This window comes from Halomonas sp. V046, assembly GCF_052645355.1.
In genome coordinates this window covers 114,665-127,424 of the sequence record NZ_JBQXYF010000001.1, presented here as the reverse complement: position 1 = coordinate 127,424, position 12,760 = coordinate 114,665, and the positions used below count along the sequence as shown (strand labels likewise).

Below are 12,760 nucleotides of genomic sequence, written 5' to 3'. Positions count from 1 at the left end.
CGACGTACACTCTTCGCACTTCCGTTCAACAGGAATGAACATGGTGGTTGACGCGAGCAAGGATCGCTTTTGGCATAGGTTGGTCATTCCCATCCTATGGCCGGTGGCGGTGGCGCAGTTTGTGCTGCTGGCATTGTGTCTGGTGCTGGGAGCGAGTCTTCGCTGGCTGATGCCTGAGGCGGCGAACTGGAGTACGACGCTGTGGCTGTTGCTCGGATTGCTGGGCGGAAGCACGCTCAACGCGCTGGTCTTCCTGATGCTTCTCAAACATCGCCTCGGCAACGTGCAGCGTGACATCGACGGGCTTCTGGAACGTATCGAAGGACAGCTGTCGCGGCGCCTGGAGGAGGCCGATCTGAGCCCTCCTGCCAGCGAAGACAGTACGCTGCTCAGTCGTGTGGCACAGCTGGTCGATGCGATGGACAGCCTGATCGATCATTCGGATCAGCATCGTGCATCCTTCGCCGACAGCGAGCAGCAGTTCTCCGATGATCGTCGCGTGTTACGCCAGGAGTTGGCGCGGTTGACGACCTCGTTGACCCGAGCCCGGGAAGAGTCGCGCTTGAAGTCGAGCTATCTTGCTCATGTCGCACGGATTCTGGGGCCGGTGATGGTCGCGCTCGAGCGGATCCCCGAAACGGTGGCGTTGACCGACCGGGAAGAGCTGACCGCGCACCTCTCCGATCTGCACCTGCTACTCGAGAACCTGGGCGACAGCGTCGAGGCATCGGATGTCGCCGGGCCAAAGGTGCTGATCGTCGACGATGGGCCGGTCAACCTGATGCTGGCGCGTGAAGTGCTCGAACGCGAGGGGCTAGGCGTGGTCACGGCAACCAGCGGCAAGGAGGCGCTGGAGGTGCTGGCCGATGTCGCCGTGGACCTGGTGTTGATGGACATCGTGTTGCCGGATATCGACGGCGTCGAAGCCTGCCGTCGCTTGCGGGCGCTCGAGGCGGCAGGGCCGCGCCAGCGCCGAGCGACGGTGGTAGCGCTCACGGCGAATGCCAGTGAGCAGGACCAGGCACGCTTTCGCCAGGCGGGGATGGATGACTTTCTGGCCAAGCCCTACCGCCCCCAGGCGCTGCTCAAGATTCTCGATACCTGGCTGCCCGAGCGCGCCGGCCCTGGCCACCGAGGCGCCTGATGCTCACGTCGGTACTGGCCTATCTGGCACTGGGCGCCGTCGCGGGAAGCATGGCGGGGCTCTATGGGGTAGGCGGTGGCCTGATCATCGTGCCGAGTCTGATGGCGGTCTTCACGGTTCAGGGGGTCTCGCCGGAAATCGCCATGCACCTGGCGGTAGGCACGTCGCTTGCCACCATCGTGGTGACGGGCGCTTCCTCGGCCTGGGGGCATTATCGTCGTGGCAGTGTGTCTCGTCCGTGGCTGGCGGCCCTGCTCCCTGGTCTGATTGCCGGAGCTGTAGCGGGTGTGTTCGTGGCCGGGGCGCTGTCGGCCGGGCATCTGGGGACCTTGTTCGGCGTCTTTCTGCTGGCGGTGGCCGCCAAGTTGGTGTTCGGGCGCTCGCCGAAGGCCGGGCGGATTTCACCACGCCGAACGACGATGGTTGCCGCCGGCGGCGTCATCGGAGGCGTGTCTGCGCTGTTCGGCATCGGTGGCGGGACCTTGAGTGTGCCCTGGTTGATCCGTTGTGGCGCCTCCATGACCCAGGCCGTGGGCACTTCCGCGGCCTGTGGCCTGCCCATTGCGCTGGTGGGGGCGGTCACCTTCACCATTACCGGCTGGCAGGATCCGCGCCTGCCGGCGGGCGCCCTGGGCTTCGTGATGCTTCCGGCATTGGCCGGTATCGTGATCACCAGCGTGCCTTGTGCTCGCCTCGGAGTGCGCCTGGCCCATCGGCTGCCGGCTCGCGTGCTCAAGCTATCCTTTGCGCTGCTGTTGACGGTGGTCGGTGTCGGGTTTCTGCTCTAGGTGCTGCAGGGGTGCACCGCAGCAGCGCCTCAGTCGTGGTGCGACCGGCCCGGCGTGGCCACGCTGGCGGGGGCGCCGGCCGCCTCCGGGAGGAAACCCTTTGCGCCACCGCCTGTCCTAGCCTGGGATCGCCTCGTGTGCGCCGTTCGGCGATGCCGTCTGCGGCTTTGCGTTTGCTGTTACTGATGACTCTGACCCCAAGGGAACTTGCCTGACTATGCTGCCTTATCCTGATATCGACCCCGTTGCCATCTCGCTGGGGCCTCTCCAGGTTCACTGGTACGGCCTGATGTATGTCGTCGGCTTCGTTGCCGCCTGGTGGCTAGGCTGTCGCCGTGCCAGCCGTATCGGTCTGACTCGGGACGACATCGGCGATCTGCTGTTCTTCTGCGCCATCGGCGTGGTGGCGGGCGGGCGCCTTGGCTACGCGCTGTTTTACGGCCTCGATCAGTGGCTCGCCGACCCGTTGTGGATCGTCAAGGTCTGGGACGGCGGCATGAGCTTTCACGGTGGCCTGGTGGGCGTATTGTTGGCGGCTTGGCTTTTCGCCCGGCGCAAGCAGTTGGCTTTCTTTACCCTGACCGATTTCGTCGCCCCGCTGGTGCCCATTGGCCTTGGCGCCGGCCGCATCGGTAACTTCATCAACCATGAATTGCCCGGTCGCGTGACCGATCTGCCCTGGGGCATGCCGTTTCCGGGCTACGCCGGCCAGGCGCGCCACCCGTCGTCGCTGTACGAGGCATTGCTGGAAGGTGTCGTGCTGTTTGCACTGCTGTGGTGGGTCTCCGCCACGCCGCGCCGGCGCGGGTTGGTGTCGGGGCTGTTTCTGCTCGGCTACGGAGCGTTTCGCTTCGCCGTCGAGTTCGTCCGTCAGCCGGACCCCCAGCTTGGGTTTATCGCCTTCGGCTGGGTCACCATGGGCATGGTGTTGACCCTGCCGATGATCGCCTTTGGCCTGTTGCTGATGGCCTGGTCGCGGCGCCAGCCGGTGGACGCCGTCACCCGCTGAGGCGGCGTGCCTGGGCGCCCTCGGCTGGCCTCCGGGGGCGCCCGGCAGGTAAACTCCTTTTCCTGATTTCCGCCTTACTACGCCTGAGTTACGCCGATGTCCCTAGATGCCTCTCGCTCGCCTGACTTGCCAGCCCTCGAGCAACCCTATCTCAACCTGATGCGCGAGGTGCTCGAGCACGGTGTCGAGCGTAGCGATCGCACCGGTGTCGGCACCCGCTCGGTGTTCGGCCACCAGATGCGTTTCGATCTGGCGCGCGGCTTTCCGCTCGTTACCACCAAGAAGCTCCATCTACGCTCCATCATTCACGAACTGTTATGGTTTTTGAGAGGCGATACCAATATCGCCTACCTCAAGGACAACGGCGTGCGTATCTGGGATGAGTGGGCCGATGACAACGGTGACCTCGGCCCGGTCTATGGCTACCAGTGGCGCAGTTGGCCGGACCCCCGCGGTGGCCACGTGGATCAGATCGAGAAGCTCCTGGAGCAGTTAACGACCAACCCTCAGTCGCGGCGCCTTATCGTGTCGGCCTGGAACCCGGCCCTGGTGGACGAGATGGCCTTGCCGCCTTGCCACTGCCTGTTTCAGTTCTATGTGGCCGAGGGCAAGCTGTCTTGTCAGTTGTATCAACGCAGCGCCGATATCTTTCTCGGGGTGCCGTTCAACATTGCCAGCTACGCGTTGCTGACGCGGATGATCGCGCAGGTGGCTGGGCTCGAGCCGGGGGACTTCATTCACACCCTGGGCGATGCCCACCTCTATCTCAACCATCTCGACCAGGCCGAACTGCAGCTGTCACGCAGCCCGCGTGCAGCTCCGCAGTTGGTGCTCGATCCGGGCGTGAGCGACCTGTTTGACTTTCGCTTCGAGCATATCGAGATCGCCGACTACGAGCCGCACCCCCACATCAAGGCGGAGGTGGCGGTATGAGCCACGCCACCACGGATATTCTCGATCTCGATACCTTTGTCCCCATCGCCATGATCGCCGCCATGTCACGCAACCGGGTCATCGGGGTGGACAACAAACTGCCCTGGTACCTGCCGGAAGACTTGAAGTTCTTCAAGCACATGACCCAGGCCAAGCCATTGGTGATGGGGCGCAAGACCTTCGAGTCGATCGGGCGTCCGCTGCCCAATCGGCTCAATATCGTCGTCACGCGGGACCGCGGCTTCCACCATGAAGGGGTGCGCGTGTGCCATGATCTGAACGCGGCCCTGGCGCTGGCGGATCAGCAGGCGACCATCGATGCCGCCGAGGAGATCATGGTCATGGGCGGCGCCGAGATCTATGCCCAGGTGATGGCACAGGCGTCCCGGCTGTACCTCACCGAGGTGGACATCGAGCTCGAGGGCGACGCCCACTTTCCCGATGTCGATGGCGACCAGTGGCAGGAGACCCAGAGCCAGCCCGGTAGTCCGACGGACGGGCAGCCAAACTATCGTTTCGTGCGCTACGAACGGCGCTGAGGTAGATCGGTCAGGGCCAGGCCAGCTCGTGGAGTGTCCCCGCGGCCACGTCGCCGCCTGGCGACAATTGTCAGGGAGCCAGGGCTGGCACAGACTGTTTCGATAACCACAATCATTGAGGTGGGCGCTAGCGCCCCTTCGCATGTTCCGGAGAGTCTGGAGGGAGACGACGTGACCGAGACACACGCCGAGCATTCGCTGGACGCGCTCGAACATCGCGCAGCGACGCTGCTGGCCGGACTGCGTGAGGGTCGCCAGCGTGAACACGATCAGCGAGCATTGCTCGACGACCTGACCCGCCAGCGCGATGCCCTCCAGGCGAGCCTCGCCGAGAGCGACGCGCGTGTGATACACGCCGAGCGTCGCCAGGAGCAATTATCCGAGCGCTGCGACCAGCGTGACCAGAGGGTACGGGAGCTCGAGGCAGCGCTCGACGATCACCGCGCGCGGCTCCAGGCCGAGAGCGAGGCTCGCGATGCGCTCCAGAGATCCCAGGAGCAGATGGTTGACGAGCGCCTCGAGCAGGCTCGCCAGGCAGACGCTCAGCGTCTTGCGGATCTCGCGCAGCGTCTCGAGGCTTCCGAGCGACAGCGTCTGACTCTGTTCGAGGAGAACAGTGAGCTGACCGAAGAGAACCGCGAGCTGGACGAGCAGAACCGTGAGCTCGAAGCCTACAACTCGCATCTGCGTGAGCGCACCGTGCGAGAGAATGCGGGACAGTCGCCGTCCACCCAGGTGTTCTCACGGCCTGCGCGCCGCGCCCAGGGCTTGGCGGCCTTGATGCAGCATCGCCCACGTCATGGCGACGAGGGCGAGGCAGCCCGGCCGCAGAGCGATGGCCATCCTGGACGGCCGGACGCCATCGACGAGGGCTCCCCGGCGTCGGTACCAGGCGCGTCATCCGGGGAGGGCGAGCAGGGCGGAGCTGGGGCTGCAGGCGCGAGGCCCGTAGCTGCGCGGCAGGGGCTAACCGCGGATCCGCTTTCCCCCGAGCCTACATCGCCACCTGCCGCCCCCGCCGAGGCGTCGTGCCAGGGCGACCTGGCGATCGACAAGGCGCCGTCGCCCCAGGCATTGCTGACCGAGTGGTATGAGCGTTACGCCAGCACCTTCTTCAAGGGGCACACGCGTCCGCTGAAGGTCGGCATCCACGAAGACCTGGCCAGCCGAGAGCCCTGGCCCGAGAAGCTGGTACGCCGTGCCCTGGCCTGCTACGTCAACCTGCCGCGCTATCTGAAGTCGGTCAGGGAAGGGGCGGAGCGTATCGATCTTGGTGGGCAACTCGACGGCGTGGTCGACGCCCAGGCGGCGGATCATGCCAAGCGCAAGCTTGATCGCCTCCAGGCCGAGCGTCAGCGCAGCACCGGGCACGCGGCCAAGCGTGGTAGCCAGGCCCGCAAGGGCGAGCATGGCAAGGGCGCAGCGCCGCCACGGCCAGGTCCCGGCGCGACCGCTATCGCGCCTGGCCGGCAGGAACCGCCCCAGGCTTCCCCTCATGACGCCTCGTTGCTGTCCTCGGGTAGTGACGGTCGGCCTCCTGCGGCAGACGGGGAACCCGAAGAGCAGCGCCTGCAGCGCAAGCTGGATGAGTTGATGGCGCGCCACAACGATCGCTGACGCGAAGGGGCTCCCCGTTGACCGCCGGGCGCGAGGTTCAACTGGCGTGACTTGAAAGCGTCACATCAGCGGGGCATGATGTATTCGCTCTGCGTTTAGGGGAAGGGGCTGTGCTGCACCAATCAGTGTTACCTAGCACTGTTCGCAGACTCGGCCCATGGACCCGGCGTATGCAGTGCTGCCGCAGGGATCGGCGTCAATGGCGGAGGCAGGGCGAAGGAAAACAGTGTTTTTTTCTTGTTGCGCTCCCCCCCATCCCGGTATATGGTTGCCCTTGCGAGCATTGGACTATAACAAGGCTTCGCCGCTGTCAGGCTCGCCGCCTCACCCTCCCGCGAGGGAGCCGGAGGCTAAAAACGAGTCGGCAAAGACCGGCAAGCCAAGGCTGCCACCGGCAGCAACGATCGAAACAGCAAGCTAGTCAAAAGGAACTCAGCAATGAAAAAGACACTGTTAGCGACTGCCATCGCTGGTGCTGCCGCCTTTACCGCCGTTGGCGCCCAGGCCGCTACCGTCTACAACCAAGACGGCACCAAGCTCGACATCTACGGCAACGTTCAGCTGGTTTACGCCGGAGTCAAAGACTCAGACGGTCACAGCCGTGATGAGATCGCCGATAACGGCTCGACTTTCGGTTTCGCCGCTGAGCACGTCATCTACAACGGCCTGATCGGTTACGCCAAGATCGAAATCGACGACTTCAAGGCCGACGAAATGAAGGTTGCTGGCCGTGATGCAGGCGACACCGCCTACATCGGCTTGAAGGGCAACTTCGGTGACGCGCGCATCGGTTCTTATGACTCGCTGCTGGACGACTGGATCCAGGATCCGATCTCCAACAACGAATACTTCGACGTTTCCGACTCCAACACCTTCAAGGGTGCGCCGGGTGAAGATGCCGACGACGCAAGCGTTGTTGCCGGCGATCCGGAAGGCGACAAGATCACCTACACCTCTCCGGTCTGGGGCGGCTTCCAGTTCGCCCTCGGTACCCAGTACAAGGGTGACGCCGAGAGTGAGAACCTGAGCGACGGCGGCGAAGCCTCCGCGTTCGGTGGTCTGAAGTACACCATCGGTGGCTTCTCCATCGCCGGTGTCTACGACGACCTGGGCATCTACGACATCGAAGATCAGTCCGTTTCCTTCAACACCACGTCAGTTGATGCGGTGACTGGTGAAGTGACGACTACTCAGCAGAACGTCACCATCGATGACGAAGATCTGGGCGACCAGTACGGTGTGACCGCTCAGTACCAGTGGGACAGCCTGCGCGTTGCTGTTAAGTATGAGCGTTTCGAGTCCGACAACGACTTCCTGAAGGATGCCGACTACTACGCCATCGGTGCTCGTTACGGCTACGGCAACGGCATGGGCGACGTGTACGGTTCCTACCAGTACATCGACTTCGGCGGCAGCGGCTTCAGCGACTTCGACTCTGCCAACGATGACGAGAACGACGACGACAACTTCAACGAAGTGGTCGGCGGCGTGACGTACAACATCTCCGACGCAATGTACACCTACGTGGAAGGTGCATGGCGTGACCGTGACAACGATCAGGGTGACGGCTATGCCGTGGGTCTGACCTACCTGTTCTAAGCAACAGGTTTGACCCCCTAGCGTTGGAACGCTATAAACGAAAGCCGATCCTCCGGGATCGGCTTTTTTTCTGCACTCTTATCGGCAAGCATGTGAGGATCCATGAAAGACGTCACCCTACCCGCGGCGTTGCTGGCGCTTGGTGTTGCCTTCGGCAGTTCGACCGTTCTGGCATCTGACAGTGCCATGACGGAACGTTTTCGCGAGGAGAACCGCCAGCTCGACCTGACCGGCTTCTTCAAGCCGGAAAGCGACGCCCGCAGCCAGACCTTTCCGTTTGGATCTCCTCACGCCCATGACTTCACGGTTGAGGAAGAAGGCGTTTATCGCTTCGTCAGCCATGTCAGCGCCGGCTATGAACAGAACTACCAGATCGAGGCGGCATTGATGGACGATGCCGGAAACGTCATCGCACGCGGCAAGGGCTACGGCCTCGAGCAGGGGCTGGAGCTCGAGAAGCGCCTGACGCCCGGGGACTACGAACTGCAGGTCAAGGCCACCCGCTTCGGCCGCCGTGGCCGTGCCGGAGACGGTTATAGCATCGCCGTGGTGGGGCTCGATGGTCAGGGTAACGAAATTGCAGTGGACGATGGTGTCGGCCTGCAGTTCACCGGTAGCGATCGCGAAGGTAACAGCAGTGCCTTCGTTACCAGCAACGACGTGGCAGTTACCCTGGGCTCTGGATCCCAGGCAAGCGCCGCGGCTTCGACCCAGGCCGCTAGCGCGTCTGCCGCCGGGACGGCGGCGAGCGGCAGTGGCGCTGTGGGCGCTTCATCCACCGCGGGCGCCTCATCATCCGCTGCGGGCACTGCGGCGGCGGTCGGAGCGGCTGGCGCTGGCGCTGCTATCGCAAGCTCAGGTGACTCCTCTGCGTCGGCCTCCAGCACGACGGGAGCGGCTAGTCGTAGTGAAGAGCCCGAAGAGCGTCAGGTCCAGAGCATCAAGACCGACGTCAAGATTCGCGCCCGTGGCGAGGTGCTGACCTTCAATGTTGCCGAGCCGAGTCGCGTAAGGATCACGACCTCGACCTTCCCGCCCGGCGACGAAGATACCTACCGCCTTACCCTGGAAGTCGCGAACGAAAGCGGTAGCATCGTCGCCGAAGAGGCGGCTCAGGGCTTCAACGGCAACGTCGACATGACGACGCAACTCGAGCCAGGGCATTATCGTATTCGTGTTTCTGGTCAGAAGTTTGGTAATGCGCAGGATGGTCCGAACAACTACGAGTTGAAGGTCGTGCTGGAGCCCTGATCGTACGACGATAGAACGCAGAACGGGCCCCTCGGGGCCCGTTTCGTTTGCTGTCGTCATCTTGCCGATTGGCGGCGGATGCGCGGCGGATCGGTTGGCAAGGCCGAGCCTCGCGTCATCGGGGCGTATCAGTCACCGATACGAGCGATGGCTTCCCGGACGCCGGCCGCGTAGTCCGGGTGGCACTTCTCGAAGTGGCCGAGCTGACGCTCCTTGATGTGGCTGGGCACGCCCTGCATATGGCGAGCGATGTTGCCGAACAGTCGGCCCTGCTGTTCGCTGTTCATCAGCTCGAACAGCGCCCGGGGCTGGGCGTAGTCGTCGTTGCCGTCGCGGTGGTTGTGGCGCCAGGCATCGCCTTCCAGCGGCAACGGCGGTTCCACGACGGAAGGATCTTCCTTGGGGCCGCCGAAGGAGTTGGGCTCGTAGTAGGCGTCGGGGTTGTCCTCGCCGTTGTCGAAGAAACGCATCGGACCATCCTTGTGGTAATGCGCCACCGGACAGGTCGGGCGGTTCACCGGCAGGGCCTCGTAGTGGGTGCCGAGGCGATAGCGGTGGGCATCCGGGTAGGAAAACAGACGACCCTGAAGCACCTTGTCTGGCGAAAAGCCGATACCCGGTACCTTGTTGGCCGGCGAGAACGCGGCCTGCTCGACTTCGGCGAAGTAGTTGGCTGGGTTGCGGTTGAGTTCAATCTGGCCGACTTCGATCAAGGGATAGTCGCCGTGGGGCCAGACCTTGGTCAGGTCGAAGGGGTTGAACGGGGCCTGCCTGGCCTGGTCTTCGGTCATGACCTGGATGAAGAAATTCCAGCGCGGGAAGTCGCCGTTCTCGATGGCCCCATACAGGTCCTCCTGGGTCGACTCGCGGCTCCTGCCGACGATTTCCGCGGCCTCGGCGTCGGTGAAGTGCTTGTGCCCCTGGACGGTCTTGAAGTGGAACTTGCACCAGACACGCTCGTTGTCGGCGTTGATCAGCGAATAGGTATGGGAACCGTAGCCGTTGATATGGCGGACATCGGTCGGCAAGCCGCGGTCAGACATGAGGATGGTGACCTGGTGCAGCGATTCCGGTGACAGCGACCAGTAGTCCCAGGCGGCGGTGGCGGAGCGCAGGTTGGTACGGGGATGACGTTTCTGGGTGTGGATGAAATCAGGAAACTTGGACGGGTCGCGGATGAAGAACACCGGGGTGTTGTTGCCGACCATGTCCCAGTTGCCTTCGTCGGTGTAGAACTTCAGCGAGAAGCCTCGCACATCGCGCTCGGCATCGGCGGCACCCAGCTCACCGGCAACGGTGGAGAAACGCGCCAGCATCGGCACCTGCTGACCGACCTTGGCGAAGACCTTGGCCTTGGAATAGCGGCTGATATCGTGGGTGATGGTCAGGGTGCCGTGGGCGCCCCATCCCTTTGCGTGGACGACACGCTCTGGGATCCGTTCGCGGTTCTGGTGGGCGAGCTTCTCGATCAGTTGGTAGTCTTCCAACAGCACGGGGCCCCGTGGGCCAGCGCTCAAGCTGTTCTGGTTGTCTCCTACTGGCGCACCGGCACTCGTTGTCATCGTCTTGTGGTCTTGCATGCGGGCTCCCTCGCGGTCAGTTGCATTCTGAGGCCTTACCATATCGGTGGAACTCGGCAGGGAATAATCGTTCATTGCTATGCCGTCGATAGCACAGTGGCAATGAGGCACCCCCCATTCATGATTTCTGATACTGTGACAATCAGCGATCTCGTGGACGAACGGTAGAGGTGTACCCAAGTTGTCTTTGAAGCGTAGGGTTCTGTCGGTACTCTCTCTACAATCGCGCATGATGATCGGGTTGGCGATGAGCTGGCTTGCGGTCGTGGCGCTTCTGCTTGGCGGTGGCTGGTTGGCCGGTCAGGACCTGGTTCGAGAGGTGAACTTTTCTCATCTGCGTTACGAGGCGCAACTCATTGCCGATGAAGTGGCCGAGGAGATCGACGTGCGACTTGCCGCGCTTGAGCGGTTGAGCACCGACGCTGTACTGCAACAGAGGTGGTCCGAAGTCTCGCGCCGCGACCTCCGTGCCCACGCCCCCTTGCTCGAACTCTTCGATGGTCTGGTCGCCTTTCGGCGCGACGGTCGGGTCGCGGCGGACTGGCCGATCACGCCCGGACGTGAAGGCCTGGATATCTCCGACCGCGAGTATTTTTCGTTCGTGCGCGAGGTGAAGCGTCCTTACGTCAGTGAGCCGATTGTCGGACGCGCCTCCGGTACGCCCCTGGTGCTGCTGGTGGTGCCTGTGGTGGATGCCACGGGTGACTTTCAGGGTGCCTTGGCCGGCGTCGTCAACGTCAACTCCGGTGGGATCTTCCGTGGCCTTAGCCGCATCCGGCTCGGCGATGAGGGGTTTGCTGCGGTCTTCACCTCGTCTCGGCAAGTGCTGTATCACCCCGAGCGCAAGTGGATCATGCGCAAGATCGAAGACGTGTCGTTCAATCCCGATCTGGACCGGGCCGCGGACGGTTGGGAAGGCGAACGCTATGGGGCGCTGGTTGACGGCAGGATGGCCTACCAGGCCTTTCGCCAGGTGTGGCCGGCCGACTGGGTGATTGGCGTCTTCCTGCCTGAGGGCCAGGTCCTGGCGCCGCTCAAGAGTCTGGTGCAGCGTTTGGGGTGGATGGGCGTTACCCTGGCCCTGTTGTTGTTGCCACTGCTGGCTTGGCTGGTATGGCTGATGCTCCGGCCACTCTATCAGCTACAGTCGCAGATCGCCGAAGTGGGCAAGGGAAAACGGCGTCGCGTGGTACTGGATACCGAGATGAGGGAACTGACCCAGGTGGCCAGCGTCTTCAACGAAGTGGACCTGGAGCGCAGCAAGGCGCTGTCGGCGTCGCGTGAGCGGCAGGCGTTTCTCGACGCGGTTCTGTCGTCTTCACCGCTTGGCATGTTCGTGACCAATACCCAGGGCCATATTGTCTTCGTCAACGCCGCCTTGAGCGAACTGACCGGGCGTGGCAGTGAAGCGCGCCAGGAGCGTAACTGGATCAATCATGTGCATGCCGACGACCAGCAGGCGGCGATGGAGCTCTGGCGCTACAGCATGGTCAGCGGTCAGGACTTCCTGCGCCAGTACCGTTACTGGCGCGGTGACGGCGAGCTTTTGTGGCTGGAGGTGCACGCAAGCCAAGTGGCCTCTGATGGCGAGGTGATCGGGTTCGTCGGCACGGTGAAGGACATCACCGCGCGCCGACAGCAGGAGGCGATACGCCAATGGGAGGCTGAGCATGATCCGTTGACCGGCCTGCTCAACCGACGCGGTTTCGAGCGCCGGCTGAACGAGGCGCTGGCCGAATGGCGTAAGACGCATACCGCATCGGCCTTGATTCTGTTTGACCTGGACCGATTCAAGCCAATCAACGACCGTGGCGGTCATCTGCTCGGCGATGAGATGCTGCGTCAGATTGCCATTCGAGTGGCCGGTGCGGTGCGCAACAGTGACCACGTGGCCCGGCCGGGTGGGGATGAGTTCGCCGTGCTGTTGCCGAGTTGCTCGTTGAGCCAGGCTCGGGCGATCGCGGAAAAGCTGCTTGCGGCGGTGCACGATGCCTGCGTCGAACGTGATGGCCAGATCTATCGCGTGACACCGAGCCTGGGGCTTACGGAGTTCCGTGACGGCGACTCGGATATCGCTCAGTTGATTGAACGTGCCGATGCCGCCAGTTACCTGGCCAAGCAGAAGGGCCGCAATTGCCTTGTCGTCGATGAGGACGATGAGGACGACCCCCACGCCCCCTAGTAACGTCCCCTTGGTACCGTCCCCCCGCTCGCTATCGCTCTGCGCGCCGCTGATCCGCCCGGTGGCTCGTCTACCGCTCGTGGGTGTCCAGCAGGGCCTTGGCGTCGCCAAAGAGCTT

General features: G+C 63.3%; 10 protein-coding genes. 9 read left to right on the top strand and 1 reads right to left on the bottom strand.

What is annotated here, in order from left to right; genetic code table 11:
* Positions 1-40 precede the first annotated feature (40 nt).
* From ACUN9Y_RS00525 to ACUN9Y_RS00490, 8 genes are all read left to right on the top strand, one after another.
* Positions 41-1,144 (top strand): response regulator, encoded by a 1,104-nt coding sequence (locus ACUN9Y_RS00525; RefSeq protein ID WP_445458722.1) that lies wholly within the window; start codon positions 41-43, stop codon positions 1,142-1,144.
* Positions 1,144-1,932: a sulfite exporter TauE/SafE family protein gene (locus ACUN9Y_RS00520; protein WP_445458721.1), complete on the top strand. Its 789-nt coding sequence runs from the start codon at positions 1,144-1,146 to the stop codon at positions 1,930-1,932. The genes ACUN9Y_RS00525 and ACUN9Y_RS00520 overlap by 1 nt, the downstream gene beginning before the upstream one ends.
* A gap of 217 nt (positions 1,933-2,149) precedes the next feature.
* On the top strand, positions 2,150-2,941 hold the full coding sequence (lgt, locus tag ACUN9Y_RS00515) for a prolipoprotein diacylglyceryl transferase (protein WP_445458720.1): 792 nt from the start codon (positions 2,150-2,152) through the stop codon (positions 2,939-2,941).
* A 96-nt stretch (positions 2,942-3,037) separates the two neighbouring features.
* The gene (locus tag ACUN9Y_RS00510; RefSeq protein ID WP_445458719.1) at positions 3,038-3,874 is read left to right on the top strand and encodes a thymidylate synthase; all 837 of its coding nucleotides are present in this window, start codon (positions 3,038-3,040) and stop codon (positions 3,872-3,874) included.
* Positions 3,871-4,413 carry a dihydrofolate reductase gene (locus ACUN9Y_RS00505; RefSeq protein ID WP_445458718.1) on the top strand — a complete coding sequence of 181 codons (543 nt, stop codon included), beginning with the start codon at positions 3,871-3,873 and terminating at the stop codon, positions 4,411-4,413. The genes ACUN9Y_RS00510 and ACUN9Y_RS00505 overlap by 4 nt, the downstream gene beginning before the upstream one ends.
* A gap of 171 nt (positions 4,414-4,584) precedes the next feature.
* The gene (locus ACUN9Y_RS00500; protein WP_445458717.1) at positions 4,585-6,030 is read left to right on the top strand and encodes a ProQ/FINO family protein; all 1,446 of its coding nucleotides are present in this window, start codon (positions 4,585-4,587) and stop codon (positions 6,028-6,030) included.
* Between the two features lie 438 nt (positions 6,031-6,468).
* Positions 6,469-7,629 carry a porin gene (locus tag ACUN9Y_RS00495; RefSeq protein WP_445458716.1) on the top strand — a complete coding sequence of 387 codons (1,161 nt, stop codon included), beginning with the start codon at positions 6,469-6,471 and terminating at the stop codon, positions 7,627-7,629.
* A gap of 102 nt (positions 7,630-7,731) precedes the next feature.
* Positions 7,732-8,880: a hypothetical protein gene (locus ACUN9Y_RS00490; protein WP_445458715.1), complete on the top strand. Its 1,149-nt coding sequence runs from the start codon at positions 7,732-7,734 to the stop codon at positions 8,878-8,880.
* Positions 8,881-9,008: 128 nt separating this feature from the next.
* On the opposite strand, the gene ACUN9Y_RS00485 is transcribed toward ACUN9Y_RS00490, so the two are convergent.
* Complete coding sequence (locus ACUN9Y_RS00485) at positions 9,009-10,460, bottom strand: catalase (RefSeq protein WP_445458714.1); 1,452 nt, start codon at positions 10,458-10,460, stop codon at positions 9,009-9,011.
* Between the two features lie 247 nt (positions 10,461-10,707).
* On the opposite strand from ACUN9Y_RS00485, the gene ACUN9Y_RS00480 reads away from it, so the two are divergent.
* On the top strand, positions 10,708-12,642 hold the full coding sequence (locus tag ACUN9Y_RS00480) for a sensor domain-containing diguanylate cyclase (protein WP_445458713.1): 1,935 nt from the start codon (positions 10,708-10,710) through the stop codon (positions 12,640-12,642).
* Positions 12,643-12,760 lie beyond the last annotated feature (118 nt).

What these genes read in the sequence shown, in the direction of transcription:
- ACUN9Y_RS00525 (WP_445458722.1), top strand. Translation starts at nt 41, where the DNA reads ATGGTGGTTGACGCGAGCAAGGATCGCTTTTGGCATAGGTTGGTCATT.
- ACUN9Y_RS00520 (WP_445458721.1), top strand. Translation starts at nt 1,144, where the DNA reads ATGCTCACGTCGGTACTGGCCTATCTGGCACTGGGCGCCGTCGCGGGA.
- lgt (WP_445458720.1), top strand. Translation starts at nt 2,150, where the DNA reads ATGCTGCCTTATCCTGATATCGACCCCGTTGCCATCTCGCTGGGGCCT.
- ACUN9Y_RS00510 (WP_445458719.1), top strand. Translation starts at nt 3,038, where the DNA reads ATGTCCCTAGATGCCTCTCGCTCGCCTGACTTGCCAGCCCTCGAGCAA.
- ACUN9Y_RS00505 (WP_445458718.1), top strand. Translation starts at nt 3,871, where the DNA reads ATGAGCCACGCCACCACGGATATTCTCGATCTCGATACCTTTGTCCCC.
- ACUN9Y_RS00495 (WP_445458716.1), top strand. Translation starts at nt 6,469, where the DNA reads ATGAAAAAGACACTGTTAGCGACTGCCATCGCTGGTGCTGCCGCCTTT.
- ACUN9Y_RS00490 (WP_445458715.1), top strand. Translation starts at nt 7,732, where the DNA reads ATGAAAGACGTCACCCTACCCGCGGCGTTGCTGGCGCTTGGTGTTGCC.
- ACUN9Y_RS00485 (WP_445458714.1), bottom strand. Translation starts at nt 10,460, where the DNA reads ATGCAAGACCACAAGACGATGACAACGAGTGCCGGTGCGCCAGTAGGA.
- ACUN9Y_RS00480 (WP_445458713.1), top strand. Translation starts at nt 10,708, where the DNA reads ATGAGCTGGCTTGCGGTCGTGGCGCTTCTGCTTGGCGGTGGCTGGTTG.